At 39.8% G+C, this 22,049-nt stretch carries 21 protein-coding genes; 3 read left to right on the top strand and 18 right to left on the bottom strand.

What is annotated here, in order from left to right; all coding sequences use genetic code 11:
- Positions 1–8: 8 nt before the first annotated feature.
- Both aroB and BUF13_RS01045 read right to left on the bottom strand, forming a co-directional pair.
- Complete coding sequence (gene aroB / locus BUF13_RS01040) at positions 9–1,043, bottom strand: 3-dehydroquinate synthase (RefSeq protein WP_073569900.1); 1,035 nt, start codon at positions 1,041–1,043, stop codon at positions 9–11.
- 74 nt (positions 1,044–1,117) lie between these two features.
- Positions 1,118–2,215 (bottom strand): chorismate mutase, encoded by a 1,098-nt coding sequence (locus tag BUF13_RS01045; RefSeq protein WP_073569901.1) that lies wholly within the window; start codon positions 2,213–2,215, stop codon positions 1,118–1,120.
- 593 nt (positions 2,216–2,808) lie between these two features.
- Here BUF13_RS01045 and BUF13_RS01050 point away from each other — a divergent pair.
- A complete protein-coding gene (locus tag BUF13_RS01050) occupies positions 2,809–3,987 on the top strand; it encodes a proline dehydrogenase family protein (RefSeq protein WP_073569902.1) in 1,179 nt (392 codons plus the stop codon).
- Between the two features lie 136 nt (positions 3,988–4,123).
- Positions 4,124–5,830: a lysine--tRNA ligase gene (gene lysS, locus BUF13_RS01055; protein WP_073569903.1), complete on the top strand. Its 1,707-nt coding sequence runs from the start codon at positions 4,124–4,126 to the stop codon at positions 5,828–5,830.
- Between the two features lie 131 nt (positions 5,831–5,961).
- On the opposite strand, the gene BUF13_RS01060 is transcribed toward lysS, so the two are convergent.
- The 8 genes from BUF13_RS01060 to BUF13_RS01095 form a co-directional block, all read right to left on the bottom strand.
- Entirely contained in the window at positions 5,962–6,270 is a 309-nt protein-coding gene (locus BUF13_RS01060) for a hypothetical protein (protein ID WP_073569904.1), read from the bottom strand.
- Between the two features lie 107 nt (positions 6,271–6,377).
- The gene (locus tag BUF13_RS01065; protein ID WP_073569905.1) at positions 6,378–6,890 is read right to left on the bottom strand and encodes a hypothetical protein; all 513 of its coding nucleotides are present in this window, start codon (positions 6,888–6,890) and stop codon (positions 6,378–6,380) included.
- Entirely contained in the window at positions 6,887–8,506 is a 1,620-nt protein-coding gene (locus tag BUF13_RS01070; protein ID WP_083586333.1) for a sulfatase family protein, read from the bottom strand. Before BUF13_RS01070 ends, BUF13_RS01065 begins: the two co-directional genes overlap by 4 nt.
- Positions 8,503–9,327, bottom strand: coding sequence for a cupin domain-containing protein (locus tag BUF13_RS20770; protein ID WP_243839675.1), 825 nt, complete (start codon positions 9,325–9,327; stop codon positions 8,503–8,505). Before BUF13_RS20770 ends, BUF13_RS01070 begins: the two co-directional genes overlap by 4 nt.
- A 165-nt stretch (positions 9,328–9,492) precedes the next feature.
- Positions 9,493–9,993 (bottom strand): SRPBCC family protein, encoded by a 501-nt coding sequence (locus BUF13_RS01080; RefSeq protein WP_073569906.1) that lies wholly within the window; start codon positions 9,991–9,993, stop codon positions 9,493–9,495.
- Complete coding sequence (locus BUF13_RS01085; protein WP_073569907.1) at positions 9,983–10,219, bottom strand: putative signal transducing protein; 237 nt, start codon at positions 10,217–10,219, stop codon at positions 9,983–9,985. The genes BUF13_RS01080 and BUF13_RS01085 overlap by 11 nt, the downstream gene beginning before the upstream one ends.
- A 132-nt stretch (positions 10,220–10,351) precedes the next feature.
- The gene (locus BUF13_RS01090) at positions 10,352–11,329 is read right to left on the bottom strand and encodes an SAM-dependent methyltransferase (protein WP_073569908.1); all 978 of its coding nucleotides are present in this window, start codon (positions 11,327–11,329) and stop codon (positions 10,352–10,354) included.
- A gap of 176 nt (positions 11,330–11,505) precedes the next feature.
- Complete coding sequence (locus BUF13_RS01095; protein ID WP_073569909.1) at positions 11,506–12,231, bottom strand: DUF4197 domain-containing protein; 726 nt, start codon at positions 12,229–12,231, stop codon at positions 11,506–11,508.
- Positions 12,232–12,463: 232 nt separating this feature from the next.
- Between BUF13_RS01095 and BUF13_RS01100 the strand changes: the two genes are divergently transcribed.
- Positions 12,464–13,678, top strand: a complete 1,215-nt coding sequence (locus tag BUF13_RS01100) for an arginine deiminase (RefSeq protein ID WP_073570794.1) — start codon at positions 12,464–12,466, stop codon at positions 13,676–13,678.
- Between the two features lie 129 nt (positions 13,679–13,807).
- On the opposite strand, the gene BUF13_RS01105 is transcribed toward BUF13_RS01100, so the two are convergent.
- The 8 genes from BUF13_RS01105 to BUF13_RS01140 all read right to left on the bottom strand — a co-directional run bounded on the left by BUF13_RS01105 (position 13,808) and on the right by BUF13_RS01140 (position 21,893).
- Positions 13,808–14,875 carry a branched-chain amino acid aminotransferase gene (locus BUF13_RS01105; protein ID WP_073569910.1) on the bottom strand — a complete coding sequence of 356 codons (1,068 nt, stop codon included), beginning with the start codon at positions 14,873–14,875 and terminating at the stop codon, positions 13,808–13,810.
- A gap of 72 nt (positions 14,876–14,947) precedes the next feature.
- Positions 14,948–15,502, bottom strand: coding sequence for a cob(I)yrinic acid a,c-diamide adenosyltransferase (locus BUF13_RS01110; RefSeq protein WP_073569911.1), 555 nt, complete (start codon positions 15,500–15,502; stop codon positions 14,948–14,950).
- A gap of 58 nt (positions 15,503–15,560) precedes the next feature.
- Entirely contained in the window at positions 15,561–16,277 is a 717-nt protein-coding gene (locus BUF13_RS01115; RefSeq protein ID WP_073569912.1) for an ABC transporter ATP-binding protein, read from the bottom strand.
- Between the two features lie 70 nt (positions 16,278–16,347).
- The gene (locus tag BUF13_RS01120) at positions 16,348–19,128 is read right to left on the bottom strand and encodes a tetratricopeptide repeat protein (RefSeq protein WP_073569913.1); all 2,781 of its coding nucleotides are present in this window, start codon (positions 19,126–19,128) and stop codon (positions 16,348–16,350) included.
- Positions 19,128–19,415, bottom strand: a complete 288-nt coding sequence (gene gatC, locus BUF13_RS01125) for an Asp-tRNA(Asn)/Glu-tRNA(Gln) amidotransferase subunit GatC (RefSeq protein ID WP_073569914.1) — start codon at positions 19,413–19,415, stop codon at positions 19,128–19,130. The genes BUF13_RS01120 and gatC overlap by 1 nt, the downstream gene beginning before the upstream one ends.
- 4 nt (positions 19,416–19,419) lie before the next feature.
- Entirely contained in the window at positions 19,420–20,148 is a 729-nt protein-coding gene (locus BUF13_RS01130; protein ID WP_073569915.1) for a lysophospholipid acyltransferase family protein, read from the bottom strand.
- Complete coding sequence (locus tag BUF13_RS01135) at positions 20,141–20,518, bottom strand: globin domain-containing protein (RefSeq protein ID WP_073569916.1); 378 nt, start codon at positions 20,516–20,518, stop codon at positions 20,141–20,143. Before BUF13_RS01135 ends, BUF13_RS01130 begins: the two co-directional genes overlap by 8 nt.
- Positions 20,519–20,543: 25 nt before the next feature.
- Positions 20,544–21,893 (bottom strand): NfeD family protein, encoded by a 1,350-nt coding sequence (locus BUF13_RS01140; protein WP_170865135.1) that lies wholly within the window; start codon positions 21,891–21,893, stop codon positions 20,544–20,546.
- Positions 21,894–22,049 lie beyond the last annotated feature (156 nt).

Here is a 22,049-nt window from a genome sequence, read left to right on the forward strand (position 1 = left end):
GTTGAAAATTAAATAGTACAATAATAGGTTAAGGCAGCTTCAATTTCTTTTCTGCTGACAGGGATGTTGTATGTACAAGTCCCGATGTTTTCAAGAAGAGAAAAGAGGATTTCTTTTCCTTCATTCTTTTTGTCCTGGAGGCAAAGATCCAAGGCTGCTCCAAAGTCATCTTTGGATATCTGAATTTTGCCATAGACCTTTAAAAGTTTTTCTTGAATCTGACTCAAATCTTCTTGGGATAAGCCTGTTTTTTGAACAGAAAGCCAAGCTTCACAGATCATGCCTGCAGCGATCGCTTCCCCATGTAGCAAATGGTTGGGGCCATCTAGAAAATGGGTTTCCAATGCATGTCCGATGGTATGACCAAAATTTAGGATTTTACGCAGTCCTGCTTCTTTGGGATCTTCCTGCACTACTGCTTTTTTGATAGCTACAGAATGCTCGATCAGGTATTCCCAATCATTCTTCTTCCAGTCCTCAAAATTGAGCATTTCAAAATAGGTATGATCCTTAATCAGTCCATGCTTGATGATTTCCGCAAAACCGGACCTTAATTCATTTTCAGGAAGGGTTTTTAGAAAATCTGGACTGATCAGAACAAATTCCGGTTCGTTGAAAACTCCCAGATGATTTTTTAATCCTTCGAAATCAATCCCCAATTTTCCTCCTACGCTGGCATCAACTTGGGAAAGAAGGGTGGTGGGCATATTGATGAATCGGATTCCTCTTTTATAAATACTGGCACAAAATCCCCCCATATCTCCCAATACTCCACCTCCGATGTTGAGGCAAAGCGCCTTTCGATCCAGTCCGGCCTCGGTCATTTCTGACCAAATGGAAGCACAGGTTTCCAGATTCTTGTGGGATTCCCCCGCAGGGAAAGTAAATAGGTGATGTTCTTTGGGAAGAGCCTTCTGAATCAGTGGGTAGCAATGTTGATGGGTATTTTCATCTGTCAACACGAAGAGAGAAGAAAAATTTAAACCCTCCAGCAATTCGGAAAGCTTCAGGATAGGTGAGGTACTTATATAAACAGGATTCACAGTAGGTTCAATAATTGGAGTGATAAAGAAAGGGAGAAGATGTCTCCCTTTCTAATTTTACTCAGCCAATTGTATTATTTTTTCAAAGCTTCAGCTTCACGGAGTTGTTTTTCTTGTCTCTTCACGGACTCTTCGTGAATACAATAAAGCAACTCCTTCATAAACTTCTCGCTCAGGTGCTTATCAACTCCCTTTTTGGTTCTGCTCTCCATTACATCTTTCCATCTGTCAGATTGAAAAACAGTCAGGTGATGCTCTCTTTTATGAGCTCCGATCTGATCGATCACAGCGAATCTTTCTTGCAAAATATCCAATAACTGATCATCCAAATGATCGACTGCTCTTCTTAAATCCTGAAGTTTTTCGTCTGGAGCCATAGCTTCCAAAGGCTCTTTAAAGTCGATTGCTGTCAAGATTTCTTTCAATGCTTTTGGAGTCACTTGCTGCTTGGCATCAGACCATGCTTTGTCCGGGTTGTGGTGAGTTTCGATCATCAAACCGTCTAAACCGAAGTTCATGGCTCTTTGAGAGATCTCCAAAATACCATCTCTTCTACCGGCAATGTGTGAAGGATCGTTGATGACTTCCATTCCTTTCCATACTCTCTTCAAGTGGATAGGCATAGACCAGTTTGGCTTGTTTCTGAATCGCTTGTCATAAGCATCAGAGAATCCACGGTGGATGGCTGCCAATTTATCCAAACCTACTGCATGCATTCTTTCCAATGCACCTACCCATAGATCCAAATCTGGGTTCATTGGGTTTTTCACCATTACCGGTACGTCAGAACCACGAAGAGCTTCTGCGATTTCTTGAACAGCGAATGGGTTTACTGTAGTTCTCGCGCCTACCCAGATCACATCTACATTGTGTTTCAAAGCTAATTCAGCGTGAGCTGCATTACCAACTTCCACAGTGATAGGGATATTCAGATTGTGTCTTACGATCTCCATCCACTTCAAACCTTCTTCACCGATTCCTTCGAAAGACCCTGGTCTGGTTCTTGGCTTCCAAATACCAGCTCTGAAAAGCTGAGGAACCATGTTTTCTTCTTTCATTTCCTTACAGATCTGCTCGATCTGCTCTGGAGTTTCAGCGGAGCAAGGTCCTGCGATAATCAGTGGGGTGGTGAGTCCTAGACCCCAGTCTTTAATTTGTTTGTGAGATTTCATACGGCTGAGCGTGTTTAAATGAAAAAAGCCCGACTCTTTCGAATCGGGCTTTTAGTTGTTTATGTTCTTTTAGTTTTTGGCTAGACAATACACAGCTCCGATTCGATTTTTGCTTCGAAAGTAAAAGTAAAAGAAAGTAAAATAAATCGCGGCTGTGATTAACATGCCGTAAATGTAAGCTGGTAAATTCTAATTGCAAAATATTTTTTTCAAATTTTAATTAATGAATACACAATGTTAGTAAGCTGGATTTATAATTCTTTTAAAATTCAGGTTAATTTATCGTGAATTCATTAATTCATGTTTAAAATTGAATTCAATTCAGAATATTATTCTGTAAAACTTGCTTGAAATTTTATCTCTCCCTTAATGATTTTGGGCAAATGAAATATGGCTCCGGGAATTCAGTACTTCTAGATTCTATTTTCACGATAAAAAATGGATTTGATAATCTTGGAAATTAAGCAAAAACCAAAGCTTGTTATCGATGGAGAAAGTCACTTTTTATTATAAGGTATAGATCAAGCAAAATCCCTAACAAAACATAAGCAAAAAGCTTTTTATTAATATCTTTGCACCTTTATTTGAGCAAGATGCCTGTAAAACCCCAAATATCTTTCGAGAATCTTAAAGTTGCATTCGCTTCTAAGAGTGATGCTGAGCTGCGCAAAATGTATTTGATTTTTGCAACGCTGAATAATAATTTGATTTCTGACCTGGGAATTGGTCTGGCCAATTTGGCTTTTAAACTGAAGCTTCCAGTGAAAGGAATCATGAAAAAAACCATGTTTGGACACTTCTGTGGTGGGGAAACCATTGCTGAAACGATCCAGGCCTGCCAGAAATTGGCTGATTATGGAGTGAAGTCTATCCTGGACCTTTCCATAGAAGGAAAAGGAGATGAGGAAAGTTTTGAAAGGACCACCGCAGAGATTCTGGAAACTTTGGTGGAATCAGCCAAAACAGACTATATGCCATTTGGTGTATTTAAAGTCACTGGTTTGGGAGATTACCATATCATGACCAAGATTCAAGCAGGGGAAAAATTGAATACTGATGAGGAGTTGGCTTTCGAAAGATTGAGAGGAAGAGTGGACAAGCTTTGCAAGGCTGCTCATGATTTGGGAATCAAGATTCTTTCAGATGCGGAAGAAACCTGGTTTCAGGATGTCATCGATGATCTGACCTATGAGATGATGGAGAAATACAATACCGAGAGATGTGTGGTGTATAATACCTATCAGATGTATCGTCATGATTCATTGGAGAGATTGAAAAAGGCCCAAGCTGTAGCTGCGGACAAAGGGTATTTGTTAGGAGCAAAACCGGTTCGTGGTGCCTACATGGAAAAGGAGAGGGAGAGAGCTGAAGAAATGGGTTATCAGGACCCAATTCAACCCAATAAAGCCGCAACCGATCGTGACTACGATGAGGCCATCAAATTTGCGGTTGAAAATGGGGTTTATCTGGTCTGTGCCACTCATAATGAGAAAAGCAGTCTCCAGCTGACTGAACTAATGAATATCAATGGCATTGATCCAAAAAGTGATAGGGTATTTTTCTCTCAGCTTTATGGGATGAGTGATAATATTTCATTCAATTTGGCAAATGCCGGCTACAATGTGGTGAAATATGTGCCTTATGGACCAGTAGAAAAGGTAATGCCTTATCTGACCAGAAGAGCTGCTGAGAACACATCCATTGCAGGACAAAGTTCAAGAGAGTTTGAACTAGTCAAGCGTGAAATGAAGAGAAGGAAGTCATCCCGATAGCTATCGGGATCAGTTTTCAGAGTACAAACAAAAATTACGAAGTAGATTCTTGATGTTTGGAGTGAGATAGAGCGGAATCATCGGACAGCGGACATCGGACATAAAACAGAAAATTTAAAAATCTCAAACCAATACAATGCAACTTTTGAGCGAACAGGAAATAGAAAGAAGAAAAGATCGGGAAGAACTGATGCGATTGGGTGTGAACCCATATCCTGCAGAGGCTTTTCCAATCAATGTGACGGCTGAGGACATTCATAGAAATTATGAAAACCGAAAGACCGATTACAAAAACATTTCTATTGCCGGAAGATTGATGTCCAGAAGGATCATGGGTTCTGCTTCCTTTGCGGAAATTCAGGATTCCACCGGACGTTTGCAGATTTATGTCAGAAGGGATGATATCTGTCCTGAAGACGATAAAACCTTATATAATTCAGTTTTCAAGAAGCTTTTGGGAATCGGTGATTTCATCGGTGTAAAAGGCTATATTTTCACTACACAGACTGGTGAGATTTCATTGCATGTGACTGAATTGAAAGTTCTTTCCAAATCTGTGAAGCCGCTTCCTGTGGTGAAAAGAGATGAAGAAGGAAACGTATTTGATGGATTCACTGATCCAGAATTAAGATACAGACAACGCTATGTGGATCTGACGGTTAACCCAGAGGTGAAGCAGACCTTCTTTACCCGTTCTAAGATCATCTCTACCATGAGAAGGTATTTTGATGATCATAACTGGCTGGAAGTTGAAACTCCAATTCTTCAAGCTGTTCATGGTGGAGCTGCAGCAAGACCTTTTGAAACCCATCACAATACATTGGATATGCCTCTTTTCTTGAGAATTGCCAATGAGCTTTATCTGAAAAGATTGATCGTAGGTGGTTTTGATGGGGTTTATGAGTTTGGGAAAATGTTCCGAAATGAAGGAATGGACAGAACTCACAATCCAGAGTTTACTTCCATGGAAATCTATGTGGCCTACAAGGACTATATCTGGATGATGGAGATGGTAGAGGACTTACTTGAGAAAGTAACCTTGGCACTTCATGATGATACAAAAGTTACTGTAGGGGAGAATGTGATTGATTTTGCTGGTCCTTACAGAAGATTGACGATGTATGATTCTATTAAAGAATATGCAGGTATCGATGTGAGCAAAATGGATGAGTCTGAACTTCGTCAGGTTTGTAAAGACATGGGAATCGAAACAGATGAAACCATGGGCAAAGGCAAATTGATTGATGAGATCTTTGGTGAGAAAGTGGAAGCGAATTTGATTCAGCCTACCTATATCACTGATTATCCGATTGAAATGACTCCTTTGGCTAAAAAACACAGAACTGAGGAAGGTTTGGTGGAGCGATTTGAGTTGTTCGTCAATGGTAAAGAAATTGCCAATGCATATACCGAATTGAACGATCCAATCGATCAACGTGAGAGATTTGAAGATCAGTTGAAATTGGCAGCTAGAGGAGATGATGAGGCGATGGCAATGGATGAGGATTTCTTAAGAGCCTTGGAATATGGTATGCCTCCTACATCGGGATTGGGAATCGGAATTGACCGATTGACTATGTTGATGACCAATAAGACTACGATTCAGGAAGTATTGTTTTTCCCTCAAATGAGACCTGAGAAAAAGCAGGTGGAAATGACTGAAGAGGAGAAAATGGTATTTGAGCTAGTGGTGAAAAGCAATCCTGCAGAACTATTGGTGATCAAGGACCAGGCTGGATTAAGCAATAAAAAATGGGATGTAGCTATCAAAGGCCTGACCAAAAAAGGAGCTTTGAAAGTTGCTAAAGAAGGAGAGACTTTGATGGTTTCTGTGGTGGATTAGAAAGGTTTTCAATAAATCAAATGACATAGAAAAACCGGGCTGATAGGTCCGGTTTTTTAGTTTATTATTTTTTTTGGATTAGAGAAAGCACCTAAAATTTCAATCCTTGACAAAGGCTTGATAGCTAGGCATTAATCGTCTATTGAAAACTCTCTTCTAAAACCGGGGCGATCTCCATCCTGAAGGACTTGGGATTTGAAGCTTCCTTTATGACCATCCTTATAATCAATAGAAGCGCTTATTTTTTTAAGATGTCCAACTGAGTCAAATTCCAAGTAAGTATACTCAAGTTCTACATTTTGAGACTTTAAATCCATTTGGATATCATCCAAGTCTTTCTGGGTTAATTCATTGGTGAAACCTATATCGATAACTCCAGTTCTAGGATTGGTACAATAGGTCAAAAAGAAGATCGATAAAATGGAAAGGTTTTTTTTCATATTCCTAAGTTAGTCAGAACCTGTTTTTTTACATGGCCTTGTCAGGTTTATTCTTTTGAAATTCAATTGACGGCGATTGACCTTTCATTAATTTCAATCTTAGCCGATCAGGAGGACACATTATCAAGAATCAATTCAGAATTCGCCCCATCTGCTAAAAACCTCGCTTTCTCAATTGCTTTCGTTTGATTTGAATAGTTAAATGAGAATACAGGTCGGTCGGAATCTGAATATAAGAGTATGCGATGTTCAGTCACTTTTCCCGATAAAGTTGGGCTGATTCCATTGGGAATATTTCTTTGGATCCTAGTAGTTGAAACAACTTTTATTTCTCTGATTTCGGTTAAATCTTGCCAAGAACCCATTCGAAACCCAATAATTGAAACATACTCTTTGAATCTATTCTTTGAAGTATCAATCAAAGTTCCACTATATGTGAAGATGATCAAAAGGCCAATGAAACAAGAGCCCGTACCGACTGATATAATTTTTGTCATGGAGCTTCCACTGCTCAAAAATAAGGGACTAACTAAGGCAAATAGTCCCGCAACTAGTAGAAGAATTCCTAATAAATGGACTCCAGAAAAAAGATTGCGGTTTTTAAAATTGAATTCACTCATTGATTCTCAGGTTTAGGAAATTTCCGAATAGGAGAATAGCGCTGATAACTGTCAAAAATCTCCTTTTCCGGTCCGACTACTCTGGGATCTTGTGATCTGCTTAATTCCGTCTTCAATTCTGATTCCAGGTCATTTTTAACCTCACTATATTCAGGAGTTTCTGCCAAGTTTTGAATGCAGGAAGGATCTTCAGTCACATTGAAAAGCTCGAATTCTGGTCTTTTTGCCATCGAAAGTTCAAAGAAAGAGCTGATATCCTCTTCGGCATGGTGTTCAATCAGAAAGGTTTTGCTTGGACCGTCATCGATGTCTGTAAAAGCACTTTCCGGGATATACTGATTTTGGCTATTCAATCCATACATCGGGAGCAGAACCGTGCTATCTTCCTTGGAGAATTTCTGGGGAGCTCCTGAGGGCCATCTTTTCGGTTTCATATTCCAAACTAGGAGATAATCGCCCTTTCGTATGGCTCTTTGAGGATAGCCCCAATTGAGATATCGGGAGGAAGAATGCCGCTCTCTTCCGGAATAGGCTACTCGTTGATCAGCGGATATCTTTCCTTCTTTTTTGGATTTTAAAATGTCCAGAAAGCTCTTTCCACTGATGGGAAGCATTCCATTTGCGGGGGTCTGACTGATTTCAAGCAGGGTAGGAGCAATATCTGCAAAACCGATGGCATCTTGTACAATCCTGTTTCCAGGGAATTCTTTCGGATATCGAACCGCAAAAGGCACATGGACCCCAAATTCATAACTATTTGCCTTGGCCCTTGGGAAAGGCATTCCATTGTCAGCGGTGACAATGACTATCGTATTTTCCAATTCTCCGATTTCATCCAGGTAATTCAGCATCCGCTCCAAATGGAGATCAAACCATTCAATTTCTACAGCATAGTCCAATAAATCACCCCGGATTTCATCGTTGTCAGGAAGGAACCCAGGAACTTCTACATCCTCTAGTTTCTTACCCATTTTTTTCCAAGATCCTTTCTCGTAAGCCCGATGAGGTTCTTTGCCTCCATACCAGAAGAAGAAGGGTTGATCTTGAGGGTTGTTTTCTAAGAAAACCTTAAAATTTTCAAAGTAATTGGTAGGAGAAATGCCTTTTGCAAAGCGCTCATCATCGGCTGAATTGTATCGAATGTCCGTATGCTCGATGCCGGCAACATCAGTCTTTCGCCAAAGGGAATCTTGTTCATTTCGCGCATATTGAAATGGTCCAACCCCTTTTCCGGTTCTGCCAACAGCATAGCCGTTCTGCTCCAGTAAATCCGTAAAGGGGATGAATTTCTTTAACCAAGCAGAGGCGTGTTGACCTGCTTGTTCATTCTGCCAATGGTGTCTACCTGTTATAATCGCACTTCTGGATGGCGCGCAGCCAGGCGAACCTGCATACATATTTTTGAAGTAGATCCCTTCTCTAGCCACCCGGTCAAAGGCAGGCGTCTTTACAAAACCCGAACCTTCAAAACTAGTGTGAAAAAAGGATTGGTCATCACTGATTGCAAAAAGTATATTGGGACGTTTTTGGGCAAATAAATTAGAAGAAAAACTAAAGAAAAGGGTGGCAACCCAAAAGGAGTATTTGATTTTATTAAACGCGTATCGTTTATTCATTGGATTTCCACTTCTTGAGGAACACGAAACAGAATCACACAGCCCTTTTCCGATTTTACGGAATGCTTAAAAGTGGGTGGGGTATAGAGATAATCACCTTTGACAAGTTTTTGATCGTTGAAATAGGCTTCTCCTTCTAAAATAAAAGCTTCTTCTCCTGCCGGATGATTGTGATAAGGGTAGGAGGACCCAGATTCAAATTTTAATAAAAAAGTAGGTGCCCTTTTTTGCTGCTCATCATATCGAAGAACCTTTACATAAAGTCCTTGGGTGTCTACCCCTTCTTCGACTAAGGGCTTCCACGCAATAGATTCACTGGAGGTAATGTAATTTTTCATTGATTCAGTCATGGTATTGGGATTTATTGAATTCGAGGATGTTTGGCTATAAGAAAGGGGATTTTCCACCATTTCATGAAGAGCTTGGGAATAAAGGCTGGCATTTTCTCTTAGATGCTGCTTGAGAATAGGGCTTTTCGACAAAGCAGTATCCAAAAACAGCTTCAAAGATGTTAGATTTTCTTCGCCTAAGCTTTTCCTCAAAACGGCAATTTGTTCCAGATAATTAAGATAAACTTCAGCAATACTGAGTACCCGATTGTAATCTTTGTTTTCCTGATTTATCAGGCAATTGTCGAAGAAGTATTTCCGTAACTCGGGATATTCAATCAAATAACCCCGAATAGATTCAGCTTGCGAGTAGATGGAGGCATGAGTACTACTCCGAAGTGAGGCTTTTAAGTCCCTTAATTGAAGGTACAAAATTGGGATACCTACAGCAGTTACTAAAATCCCCAAAATTGGAAGGAAGTATTCGATCATGGAGGGAATGGAAATTTTGAAATTCTTTTTGACTTAAGCCGAATAAAAAGGAAATATTCAGTTAGATCAGGTTTTTACCTAAGATATTCTTTGTGGTTTTAGAAAACAAATTGTCCTTCAAAACCTTTAAACTTCAAATTGACCTCATTATCAGAAAAATATCCGCTAATCCATATTCAACTCATTGTTTTTATTCCTCAAATCCAGTCCTCCCAAAAGAATGGATTTCATATTCAAAAGGTAAAAGGTCCAACCTGTTTTGCAACCTACATGGAAGTTCAGTTTAGCGTCTTCCTCAAGTGGAATGTTTTCTTGAACAAGATGTAGGATTGTTTCATCGCCATCTTGGTAAGTCTTTAGGCTTACAATTCCAGCCTTTCCAAAAGTAAATCGGATGATTTCATCAGACTTTGGTTCAAGAATTTCTCCTTTTTCTTTGACCTCATCATTCCATCCATGCCACATCCATTGATAGCTATCGCCAACCTGGAATTTTTCATCTATTCCTCTATCATTTCCTTCCGGGCTTTGAAATTTAGCAGATCTTAGAAACCAGCTTTCCAAGCCTTCCTGAGATGTTAGAGCCTCAGAAATCATCTCTTTTGGGACATTCAAAGGCATATTTACTGTAAAACTTCTCCAGCTGGATTTTTCTTCAGTTTCCATAAGTATTAAGGCTTTCTAGTAAATCATTGGCTCGATCAAAATCTGTTTCATTAATCAGGATTTCAGCCTCAAAATACCCACAGGCAGGGGATTTAAATTGAATGGGGCCGGAGTGGTCATTTACCTGAAACTTGATTTCATGTTCAGCAAGCAGATTCAATTCCTTCAAATATTGCTCCCTGTCAAAACAGGAATGATGGAAAAGATAGGTTTCTCTCGCAGACATATTCTTAATTTAATCAATTCAATTGAAACTGCTTTTCATTCCATTCGTTATTCACCCGAATCATGGTTTGGTTAAGATTCGGATGGCTCTTCATTCCATGTATTCAGAGTTGATTTTTTGTAAAAAAAAGAATTAGGACATACCGGTTTGATATTTCAATTCTACCTCCGGTTCTAAATAATAAGTAAATGAAATTGAGTCTGTTTTTGGGTAGGATATTTCATATATAACAGTCAATGATGATTCGTTTCGATTCAATTCATAATCCTTATAAATATGAACTTTGGTTTCCAAAAGTAGAAGGGGAGAATCCTTATCAGGTATAAGGCTAAGCTTAAATACCTTCTCTGGGAATTTTGAAAGTTGATCATGCTTTTCGGTCAAATCAGAAAGCACCTTTCTCACGTCTATAATTATTCCCAGTTTGGTTTCATTTTCACCTGTTTTTAAAAGCAATTCAATAGATACATTATCAGGAATCAAAATGGCCTCTTTTCTTAACTGAGGAAGCATATTTATCAGGATCGGAACATAACATTCTCTGTATAGCAGGGCATCCAATGTTTCCGAAATTAGAATATCGTAGGACTTTGCATCTGGGATTTGGAAAGTGGTGGCGTCTCCTAAATATATATTGGAAACGTATCCATCTAACCCCATTTCTTTAATCAGCTTTTTGGCAGAATCAATTGAGTTTTTATTGATTTCCAAAAGTGAAAATTGGATTTCATCTGGCCGAAAAAGAGGAGCAATCAGAGTCATTAACGTTGCATAGGGACCACATCCTGCATAAAATAGCTGGATTGTTTTTCCCAGGTTTGATTTCTGCTGATCCAGAATGGCCTGATGAATAGCCAAAACAAACCGATGAGTTCTTTGGTAATCAAGCAGGCATTGGGCGGCATGATTTAAGCCAACAGCTTTTCCTTTTGATGCGGAAACAGCTGCAAGATTTTCAATAGATACTTCAAAGCCGCTGATCTGGGTTTTTTGATGGAAAAGGGCATGAATTGAATCGATGATTTCTTTTATTTCTTCGAATGGAAGTTTGGGGTTTAAAAGTGAATTGATGGGTTGGAAAATGAAATTCTGTTCGGGTGAATCAGCCATAGATTTAAAAATGATTTTTACCAAAATTATAAATCGAAGTTAGGCATATATTCCTTTTAGGAAAGTTCCTTACATTAAGTTACATAGGTATTTCAAAACCAGTGAAAATTGGGTATATAAAAAATCCCTTTTGGAGGGTGCCAAAAGCGAAATTATAGAAAAGATTTTGAATAAAATTAACTGCCAGTCTGTTGACTATCTGCATAGCCAAATACCTTTTGAAGTAGTACAGTACTTCTCGCTGCTACATTTTCTCGGATTTTGAGTTCCTCTTTCGCAATTTCATAAAACAATCCATCAATTGCTTTTTGTGTGACATAGGCAGAAAGGTCAGGATTTACCTTAGTAACCAATGGAACTTGGTTGTATCGGTTGATGACATCCCCCCAATATTTGGTAGCGCCCACTTTATCCAAACTGTTGGAAATAATTGGTTCAAACTTTCCTTCCAACTGAGAAGTAGTTTTTCCTTCGAAATAAACCGTAGCCGCATTGTCAGCACCTAAAAGGATGTTTTTGACATCTTGTATTGTCATTTCTTTAATGGCAGCAACAAAGATCGGTTTTGCTTCAATTGCCGCATCTTCAGCAGCACGGTTGACAGAGGTGATTACTTGATCACAAAGGCTACCTAAGCCGATTGAGCGAAGTGTATTTTCAATCTTTTTAGCCTCCTCTGGGAAAGTGATTTTGATCAATTGATTTCCTAGGTATCCATCTTCCTGGGCAAGTCTTTCTGAGGCATATCCTGTTCCTAATTCCAATGCCTGTTTCAGTCCAGAGTTGATTTCAGCATCAGTTGGAGTTCCCAATCCCATTTGTCCAGCAATTTGATTGACTGTATCGCAGCTGGAAAAGAAAGTGAATAAAAGTCCAAGGGTTAAAATGTGTAGTTTTCTCATAATAGTTGGTTGATTTCTTAAAGTTCAATTAGTAACAGTGCAAGAATAGTTCCTCGTTTATTTTGTTCATGTGAATTGAGGAATTGAACTAATATAACTTTAGGCGAAGAAAGAGGTTTCAATCCTTAATTCCATCCTAAATTTTCCTAAAAGCACAATTTTTTCAATGGTTAGTAAAAAATTGCTCTTCTGTCGATAAATGGTTAAACTAGATGAAGAAGCCTATACCTATATGAACCTAAGACTCAATTCGGAATTTGGAACTTTACGTGCGGTATTAATGCACAGACCGGGGAAAGAAATAGACAGATTAACTCCCTATAACAAAGAATTTTTATTGTTTGAAGATGTACCATACCTGGATGCGCTTCAGCGTGAGCATGATGCCTTTTCGAATTTGATTAAAGATGCTTCAGGAGCTAAAGTTTATCAGTTGAGGGAATTGCTCATCAGAGTATTATACGATGAGAAAATGCTTCTCGGATTGATTCGAGATTCATTGAAGCGATCAGGATTGACTCACTTGGCAGAAGACATAGTGGAGCGTTATTCCACAGCCGAATGTGCAGGGATTTTGACTGGAGGTCTCAAAGTCCATGAGCTGAAAAGAAAAATTCCCAATTTGGATGCAGGAGAAATTATGGATTTCGCTTTTGCCATAGCTCCCTGTCCCAATTTGTATTTCCAACGTGACCCAATGGCCCTAACTCCTGGTGGAATTGTCTTTTCTTCAATGAAAATGGAAGGAAGACAGCGTGAAGCAGATTTGTTGAGAACAATATTTGAAAACCATCCTGAGTTTAAGGATAATGTCAATAAAATCTATCCGGTAAATGGACATGACAATCCTCCAAGTATAGAAGGTGGAGATGTGATCGTGCTTTCCCATGAAGCAGTTGCTATAGGAAATTCAGAAAGAACCGACGAGAAAGCAATCTACCATGCAGCAAAAGCTTTGTTAGCTGAAGGTTCCGTTCAAAGGGTATATGAGGTTCATTTGCCTAAAAAGCGTCAATACATGCATTTGGATACTGTATTTACCGTGTTGGATGAAAATCTGGTTTTGACCTATCCGGATGCAATGAACTCGGTGTTCCAAACTTCTCTATATACCTTGAAAGAAATCAAGGATGATAAAGTACACATCCGTAGAGAGGTTCTGAATGAATCATTAGTGAAAGTCTTAGAAAGAGAAATACCACATCTTGAAGTGTTGGCCACAGCAGATGGCAATCCGGATTATTCGATGAGAGAGCAATGGTTTGATGGAGCAAATGTCTTTGCAATCGGACCAAGAAGAGTCATCTCTTATAATCGAAACGTTCATACGAATCGTGCTTTAAGAGAAATGGGAGTAGAAGTACTTGAAATCCCTTCTTCAGAACTTTCCCGCGGACTGGGAGGCCCACGATGTATGACTATGCCATTGAGTAGGGCAAGGGTTTGATTAGGAGAAACCAGAGCCGAGAATTAAGTAAAGACGATTGGAGTGTTTGGGCTGTAGATTCAATATTAAAAAAAATACCCCCAATAAGTATCAACCTTATTGGGGGCTCTTTATAAAATCAGACTCTTATTAAATTTTGATGATCCATTCATGTGGATCTGCTTCGGTGCCATATTTGATCCCGTCCAGAGCAGCCAATACTCTGTGGGAGAATGCATTTTCGGATTTTTCAGGAAGGATATAATCGGTTCCATCAATATTGATCTTGAAGATATGGGCAATAGTAGCAGCGGTACCTGTTCCAAAAGCTTCTTCCAAAGTTCCAGCCTCTAAAGCTTCTTTTAGCTCTGTAACTGTCAAAAATCTTTCTTCCAGTTCCTCATTCCAATCATTGGCTAATTGAATGACCGAGTTTCTAGTAATCCCTTTCAGTATAGTTCCTCCATCAATTGGGGCTGTAATAATTTTCCCGTTGATCTTGAACATTACGTTCATAGTACCACTTTCTTCGATTTTGCTGTGGCTTTTGCCATCAGTCCAAAGAAGCTGATCATATCCCGCTTTTTGAGCTTGAAGAGCAGGGTAAAGGGAAGCGGCGTAGTTACCTGCTGTTTTAGCGGCGCCAGTACCACCTTCATTTGCTCTGGTAAACTTGGTTTCCACTTTTACACTTACTGGCTTGGAATAATAATTCCCTACAGGGCAAGTGAAAATGATGAATTTATAAGTATCTGAAGGTTTTACTCCGATGTATTCATCCATGGCAAACATGAAAGGACGAATGTAAAGGGATGCACCTTTAGCAGAAGGAACCCAGTCTTTGTCCAGTTCAACCAATTGAGTTAAACCATCCATGAATACTTCTTCAGGAAGAGAAGGCATACACATTCTCTCCGCAGACTCATTCATTCTTTTCCAGTTGGCATCTGCTCTAAAGACGAGGATTTCACCAGCATCATTTCTGTAAGCCTTGAGGCCTTCAAAAATGGATTGTCCATAATGCAAAGTTGCATTGGAAGGAGATAAATCAAGTGGCGCATAAGGTTCGATTCTTAGATCGGTCCATTCGCCGTTCTTGTAATCTGCCACAAACATGTGATCGGAAATAGTTTTTCCGAAGACCAAATTCGAAAAATCGGTTTGTGAAAGTCGAGACGATTGCGTCTTAGTTACCGGGATTGCTAGCGATGTTTTCATGCCAAAGCTGGTTAAGGCAAAGCCTAAATGGATAATTTATTATGCTTGAAATGCTCAAAGGCAATTTCTAGGTTATTTTTTTAATCTTGGACTCCAGGTGACTTCTTCTACCTGAAGATCTTGGGCCATTTTTCTGCCCAAAACAAAGAAATAATCGGAGAGCCTGTTAAGGTATTGGATGACCAAAGAATTTACTTCCTCTTCAAATCCCAATTCTACCGCCCTTCTTTCAGCCCTTCTGCATACTGTCCTTGCCAAATGTGCAAAAGAAACTGCTTGATGTCCTCCTGGAAGAATAAAAGCCTTCAATGGCGGCAGTTCATCTTCCATATGATCCATTTCTTTTTCCAATAATTCAATGTCTTCAGGGAGAAGGTCTGGCTTTTTGACCTTGTCTTTTCCTGCAGGAGTTGCCAAATCTGCACCTATGGTGAAAAGTCGATCTTGAATTTCTTTAAGAATCTCACTTCTAGATTGATTGATTTCCTGATCACGAAGTAAACCTACAAAAGAATTCAATTCATCAACTGTGCCATAGGCATCTATTCGAAGGTGGGATTTTGGGACTCTTTCACCGCCTAAAAGTGAGGTTTTTCCCTGATCTCCAGTCTTGGTATAGATTTTCATTGCAATTGGCTGTAATTCTCCGACAAAAATAAGAATCTATTTGATTCTTTTTGAAGAATTAGACTGGCATTGCAACTCCTCTAGTGGGGTTTGGGTTAATTGTGTCTGTTTCGACCAAACCATCTCTCAATCTGACGATTCGGTGGGCATAGTGAGCAATGTCATCTTCGTGTGTTACCATGATGATGGTATTGCCTTTGGAATGCAGTTCATGGAAGAGTTCCATGATGTCGTATGAAGTCTTCGTATCCAAGTTTCCTGTCGGTTCATCGGCAAGAATGATACTTGGGTCATTGACCAAAGCTCTTGCAATAGCAACCCTTTGTCTTTGACCTCCGGAAAGTTCATTGGGTCTGTGCTTGGTACGCTCTCCCAATCCCACATTGTCCAAGGCTTTGAAAGCCATTTCTTCTCTCTCTGCTTTGCTATATCCTGCATAAACTAAAGGAAGTGCCACATTTTCAAGACAGCTAGCTCTTGGAAGCAAGTTGAAAGTCTGGAAAACAAATCCAATTTCTTTGTTTCTGATATCGGCCAATTCATTCTCAGTCATGTCACTGACATCCTTGTTGTTGAGAATATAAGTTCCTGCAGTAGGAGTGTCCAGACAGCCAATGATATTCATCAAGGTAGATTTCCCAGATCCTGAAGGCCCCATAAAAGCCACATATTCCCCTCTATCGACATTAATCGAAACAGATTTTAGAGCCTGAATGATTTCAGCTCCCATTTTATAAGTTCTATTGATATCGTGGGTTTCGATTACTCTACTCATAGTAATTGGGTTAGTGGTTTTAGTTTCCTGTTAAAAATAAAGGATTTCTGTGAAAATACGAGAATTCATACTAATAGTTGGCCAATTGAAGTCTTTCCAAATCTTTTGCATCTACCCATTCCTGCATTTGCACCAATGCATCGGTGGCATAATTAGACAATCCGATTTTCCTTGCAAGGTTCACTTTTTTGATCCAAATGATCGGATCCAGACTGAATTCTGTAGCTGTATTGAGGATTTCATAACTGGCGACATCATCTTGGCTGATAGCAACTGCAGACCAGATCAAAGGATTTAAATAAGGATTTGCAGTCAATTCATCACCTATACCTAACCAGGACATCAAAGCTTCAATCGTTTCCTTATTTTTCAAATCCGGCTTTTCCAAGAATTTGCTCAGGTACTCATTTTCGCCACGGGCTTTTTGAATATTTTCTCCCAAAGTTCTCAAATCAGATTCATCCAGTCCATGAGCTTTGTATGCCACTAAGCGAACGGCTAAATCTGTTTTAAGCTCTGATTCCTCCAACTCTTTCCAAGCATCAAAAAGGGGTTTGGGAAGCGTTCGGTTGAATTTTTCAATGATTTCTAAATAGGAGAGTGTATTCGCTTCGGGCTGGAGCAGATAGGAAGGAATTTTTAATCCATAATTTACCCGAAATTCTTCAGCTTTTTCATAATAGCCTCCCATCGTTAAGATACTCCAATGATGAGCAGCAATGGCCTGATAACCTTTTTCTTCGGCGGCAATCAATTCTCTTGCTGCCTTTTCAAAGCCCATTTGCTGTGCCATGATGGTAGATGAAAGCTGAAGAAAATAACCCGCGTCACCGGGATTTCTAAAAGCCAAACCATTCAGATTCTTGACCGCTTCAGTCACTCTGCCAGCTCCCAGACTACGAATCACACCTGTTTCCTGTAATGGCATGATGTATTGCACATTTGTACTGTCTTTCCATAGACTATCCAGCATTGCCAAATCCTGAGAAACTGAACTGAAATCTTTGATAGAAAACAGATTTCTATATCCTGCTTGTACAAGCATGGGAGTCAATTCTTTTTGCAAGTCTGCTTTTAATTCTTCAACAGTCCCTTCTTCGGGGTAATTGCCTAAGGCATTTTGCTTGGCCAATTCATTGATCAGATCAGAAATAGTTTCAGGGGATGAAGAGTCGAAAGTTAGATTTCCAAGCTTCAGTTGGATTGCAGCAAAATTCCCAGAACTCTCTTCTTTGGATAATTCCATCAGAGCAAGAGCATCCTGATTCCGATTCACTTTGATATAGAATAGTGCTAGATTGTTAATCAGGTAAGGATTACCGGGAAACCATTTGAGGCCTTCCTCTAGGTAATAAATGGACTCCAGAATCTTGTTTTCACGATGAAGTCGCTCTGCCAACAAGATAATATTATCCACTTGAGGAGCCTCAGCAAAGCTTTCTTCCAGATGTTGCTTGGCCAAAGTAGGCTGGTTCAATTCAAAGAGCAGCTGAGCAGTGGCATTTTTAGCTTTTGGATTATTTCGATAGCGAAACCAGGTGTTTTCATAAATGATACTGGCCTCCAGCTTTTGATCGCTGTTGTAATAATAATCTCCCAAAACATGATTGCTCAGAGAATTCACTTGAACACCAACAATCCCATCGGCATAAGCCATCAAAACGAGCATAGCGATGACCCCACCAATTCTCAAATGATAATAAGGAAGAGAATAAGGTTTGAAAAGCACTTTTTCAATCGCCTTTCCGGTATTCATAACATTCATAAAGTTGGATAGAATGTAAATCAGGAAAAAGAGACTGAATCCAATTTGGGAATAAGTAATCAGGTGTTTGAGTAATTCTTTTGCAGGTTGATTTCCGGAAAGTTGAAGCTTCCAGGCTAACCAAAGAGATATGCCAAACCCCAATAAATAAAGTCCCTTGATGACTCTTGGAGATGCGACTAAATCTAAGTCAGCCTCAGCCTTTTCCCGGATGGTAAACCATCCCAAAACCCCCATTGGGATTAATAATAAGATTGGATCGAAGACAGGAATAAATTGCAGTGGGCTTCCGGTAAGATCCAGCAGGATGTTGAAAAGCAAAAGCAAATACACTAGCGCAATCAGGCTGATTTGAAGGGATATCTTCAGATTGAGGTTTCTTCCGGCCTTTGCAAGCAAAATGTAAATTCCTGAAAGGACTCCGTGTCCATTCCAGAAAATCCAAGCAATTGAAAGAGCAATGGCTGGAATTGTCAAATGTTCTACCAAAAACAAAACCGGCTCTGGGCTTTCAGCTAAGCTGATCAAGGCATATCCTGCAAGACCTGAACTCAAAAGGTTCAAAAGTAACCTCAGTTCAAATCGGACTTTTTTTCCAGAAATGTGAAAAAATACAGGAACAGCCAGAGTTCCCACTATGAAAATGATTAAGGGGTAATTGGTGTTTAAGCCACCTATATTTAATCCATTGAGGTTGGAAAAGGTGAGAAGGACTATCCAGATGATTCCAAATCCCAAGAAATAGAGTTTTTTGAACTCTGAAACCAAGGTGAGTAAAGTGGAAATTACCAACCAAACGATTAGACCGAACCAAATACTTTCCTGAATGAAATGAAGGGGAGTAAAGTCCTTGAATTCTTGAAATACTAGGTAATTGTCCACCCAAATAGGAAAAGATATGGGACCAAATTGTGCGAAATCAAAAGGAATAGGAATGGTATCCAAAAAATAACCCGCTTCAATATCTCGATAAGGAGATGGATCGAAGAGCAAGTAATAATACGCAAAAAGCCCTCCCGTGATGATCAGTAGGAGGGCCGGGATAATTGCTTTAAGATTGAGTTTTTCTAAATATTCTTGATTCATTATTCAAGTACCTTGGGAACACGGAAGTAGTCAGCATCTCTTTTGGGAGCATTTTTTAGGCCAGCTTCATGGTCCAAATGCTTGCCAACTTTATCCTCTCTCATGTCATTCACCTCAGAGGACATGGTGGTCAAAGGCTCTACATTTTCAGTGTCTATTTCATTCAATTGCTCCACCCAATCCAAAATCTGACTCATTTCTTTGGATAGCTTCTCAGCTCCATTTTCGTCAAATTCCAATCTCGCCAAGTGGGCTATTTTCTTGATCGCTTCTTTATCGATTTTCATAATTCTATTTTGAATTGTCCAAATCCAACTGTTTTTGAATGATTTCAAAGCAAGCTTTTTTCAGACTTTCCTCATCGTCTTGATCTGTAGGAACGATGGGTTCGTGCAAAACCATCTTCGCTCTTTTCAAATTTAAGAGCAATTTTCCGTCTTCAGGCAAAATTAGATGATTATAGGATAATGTGACAGGGATAATCGGGATTTGTTTGAACAAGGCCAGGCGGAAGGCCCCATTTTTAAAGGGAACCATCTGAGGTGGATTTTGGGTGTAGATGCCTCCTTCCGGAAAAAGGACAATGCTGGAGTTTTGCTCCAAAGCCAGTGCTGCTCTTCTCATCGTTTCTGCACGGCTTCTCATTCTGGACCGGTCCACTGCGATGTGGAGGCTTTTGAAATAGTAGCCAAAAAGAGGGACTTTTCTAATAGAGGCTTTTCCCACAAATTGAGCATCCCCCGGAATAAAACCCATCATGGCTACATCCAGATAGGAAAAATGATTGGCAAGAAACAAATAGGGTTTCCCCTTTTCGATTTTTCCTCGAATCTCCCTGTGGACGGGCATGAAAATCAGGGTGAAATAGATTCTTGCCCAGTATTGATTGATTTTTCTTCCAAAACGCTTCCATCCCGGGACCCAGATACAGATCAGGAAAAAAGGAAAAATCAACAGGAAGCTCAATATAAATAAAACCCCTGCGTAAGCTGTATAGATTTTGCGCAAAAGCTTACTCATGATTGACCATGTGGTTTGCAACTTTGACAAAGTAGCCCAGCATCAATTCACGAACTTCAGGTTCCAGGTCAATTTGATCCATGGCAGAAAGCATGGCATTCATCCAGTGATTTCTAAATTTGCCATCAATCTTCCAATTCAGATGACGCATTCTCAGGCGAGGATGACCTCTTTCTTCAGAATAGGTTTGGGGTCCACCAAAAACCTGAAGCAAAAACAGAAACAGTCGTCTTTCGGCGGGCTTCAAATCCTCCTCGGGATAGAGCTTTCGCAGTTCTTCATTTTGGGCAACTTCCTGATAGAAATAGTGGGTGAGCTGTTGGATTTTTTCCTCTCCAATAGCTTCATAAATGCTCTGAAACGGATTCATGGCCCAAACTTAGCAAAAGCTTTGATTAAGCTTGGTGTTTTTTGACTTTCAGGGAGGTTCCTTCAGTAGAAATGACGATGATTTCTTCTCCCTGATCAATGAATTCGCCGCGGGAATAAGCGTCATAAATGTCTCCGTCTATTTCCACTCTGCCACTGGGTCTTAATCTGGAATGGACAACGCCGACCTTTCCCAACAATTCATTTTGATAGAAACTTGAGGTATATCCCTCTGATCTCTGCTGGGTTTCCGCCAAAGTAATGGTCTTAAAAGCCCCCCATTCATTGACTTTGGGAGTAAGCCAAAAGATGAGTGCAACGGCGATGATGGAAGATAATATGACCGTGAGTAAGGCTGCAAAAAGGTCCGCGGAAGCCACATATTGGAAGTCAAAATTCTGATTAGGGAGCATCCCCAAAACCAATCCGGCCAGAATACAGACGATTCCCATGACTCCAAAAATCCCAAATCCGGGGATGACAAAGAGCTCTATTGCCAGTAATATGATCCCGACTATAAAGACTATCATTTCCCAGTTTTCAGCCAATCCATTCAGGTAATAGGGGATGAAATAGAGGATGGTGGCTATGATGGAAGCAAAAAGCGGAAAGCCTACTCCAGGAGTTTGCAACTCGAAATAAATCCCACCGATAATTACCAATATCAAAATCCCACTGATAGCCGGATTGAGAAAATAAGAAATAATGGTTTCAGTATAAGAAACCTCATAGCTGGAAATTTCAGCATTTTCTAGACCTTTTGCCTTCAGAATGGCATCTACTGAAGCATATTCACCTTCGCAAAACCCATATTTTTTAGCTTCAGAAACTGAAAAAGTTAATACCGATCCTTCGGTTGTTATTCCCTCAATGGCAATGTTCTCATCCACCATGGCTTCGGCAATTTTTGGATCTCTTCCCCTTGCTTCAGCAGTACTTCTCATCATGGATCGCATATAGGACTGGTATTTATCAGGAGCGGCCATTCCATCCGTTCCGTTGACTACTGTCGCTGCACCTATACTGGCTCCCGGAGCCATGTAGATACTGTCACTGGCAATGGAGATCAAAGCTCCGGCAGATGCCGCATCTTTATTGATGAAGGTATATACCGGAATAGGGGACTCCAAAAGCATGGTTCGGATATCATCTGCATCATTGACAGCCCCTCCATAAGTGTCCATTTCTATGATAATCAAATCCGCTTTTTGTTCGGCGGCATCTTCCAAAGCCAGTTTTACTCTTCTGTTCATCGCAGGATCAATGTCTCTGTCAATTTTAAAAGTGAATACTTTTTCTACTTTTTGCTCTTGAGCTGAAAGCTGGACAGAAACTAAAATCAAAAAGGAAAGAAGGAAGAATTGGATTCTGGGCATAGTCAATAAAATTCGATAAGATAAGATACGGATGAATTCCATCTTCACCTCAATTTTTAAGCTTTCAGGGCAATTTTTCTTGAATTCAAGGGTTTTCCTTTGAAAGGATCAGGTTCTCATTTCAACTTATTTTCTAAAGAGGATTCTTTAGCATAA

It is taken from the genome of Algoriphagus zhangzhouensis, assembly GCF_900148515.1.
Lineage (GTDB): Bacteria > Bacteroidota > Bacteroidia > Cytophagales > Cyclobacteriaceae > Algoriphagus > Algoriphagus zhangzhouensis.

What these genes read in the sequence shown, in the direction of transcription:
- BUF13_RS01045 (WP_073569901.1), bottom strand. Translation starts at nt 2,215, where the DNA reads ATGAAATCTCACAAACAAATTAAAGACTGGGGTCTAGGACTCACCACC.
- BUF13_RS01050 (WP_073569902.1), top strand. Translation starts at nt 2,809, where the DNA reads ATGCCTGTAAAACCCCAAATATCTTTCGAGAATCTTAAAGTTGCATTC.
- lysS (WP_073569903.1), top strand. Translation starts at nt 4,124, where the DNA reads ATGCAACTTTTGAGCGAACAGGAAATAGAAAGAAGAAAAGATCGGGAA.
- BUF13_RS01060 (WP_073569904.1), bottom strand. Translation starts at nt 6,270, where the DNA reads ATGAAAAAAAACCTTTCCATTTTATCGATCTTCTTTTTGACCTATTGT.
- BUF13_RS01065 (WP_073569905.1), bottom strand. Translation starts at nt 6,890, where the DNA reads ATGAGTGAATTCAATTTTAAAAACCGCAATCTTTTTTCTGGAGTCCAT.
- BUF13_RS01070 (WP_083586333.1), bottom strand. Translation starts at nt 8,506, where the DNA reads ATGAATAAACGATACGCGTTTAATAAAATCAAATACTCCTTTTGGGTT.
- BUF13_RS20770 (WP_243839675.1), bottom strand. Translation starts at nt 9,327, where the DNA reads ATGATCGAATACTTCCTTCCAATTTTGGGGATTTTAGTAACTGCTGTA.
- BUF13_RS01080 (WP_073569906.1), bottom strand. Translation starts at nt 9,993, where the DNA reads ATGGAAACTGAAGAAAAATCCAGCTGGAGAAGTTTTACAGTAAATATG.
- BUF13_RS01085 (WP_073569907.1), bottom strand. Translation starts at nt 10,219, where the DNA reads ATGTCTGCGAGAGAAACCTATCTTTTCCATCATTCCTGTTTTGACAGG.
- BUF13_RS01090 (WP_073569908.1), bottom strand. Translation starts at nt 11,329, where the DNA reads ATGGCTGATTCACCCGAACAGAATTTCATTTTCCAACCCATCAATTCA.
- BUF13_RS01095 (WP_073569909.1), bottom strand. Translation starts at nt 12,231, where the DNA reads ATGAGAAAACTACACATTTTAACCCTTGGACTTTTATTCACTTTCTTT.
- BUF13_RS01100 (WP_073570794.1), top strand. Translation starts at nt 12,464, where the DNA reads ATGAACCTAAGACTCAATTCGGAATTTGGAACTTTACGTGCGGTATTA.
- BUF13_RS01105 (WP_073569910.1), bottom strand. Translation starts at nt 14,875, where the DNA reads ATGAAAACATCGCTAGCAATCCCGGTAACTAAGACGCAATCGTCTCGA.
- BUF13_RS01110 (WP_073569911.1), bottom strand. Translation starts at nt 15,502, where the DNA reads ATGAAAATCTATACCAAGACTGGAGATCAGGGAAAAACCTCACTTTTA.
- BUF13_RS01115 (WP_073569912.1), bottom strand. Translation starts at nt 16,277, where the DNA reads ATGAGTAGAGTAATCGAAACCCACGATATCAATAGAACTTATAAAATG.
- BUF13_RS01120 (WP_073569913.1), bottom strand. Translation starts at nt 19,128, where the DNA reads ATGAATCAAGAATATTTAGAAAAACTCAATCTTAAAGCAATTATCCCG.
- gatC (WP_073569914.1), bottom strand. Translation starts at nt 19,415, where the DNA reads ATGAAAATCGATAAAGAAGCGATCAAGAAAATAGCCCACTTGGCGAGA.
- BUF13_RS01130 (WP_073569915.1), bottom strand. Translation starts at nt 20,148, where the DNA reads ATGAGTAAGCTTTTGCGCAAAATCTATACAGCTTACGCAGGGGTTTTA.
- BUF13_RS01135 (WP_073569916.1), bottom strand. Translation starts at nt 20,518, where the DNA reads ATGAATCCGTTTCAGAGCATTTATGAAGCTATTGGAGAGGAAAAAATC.
- BUF13_RS01140 (WP_170865135.1), bottom strand. Translation starts at nt 21,893, where the DNA reads ATGCCCAGAATCCAATTCTTCCTTCTTTCCTTTTTGATTTTAGTTTCT.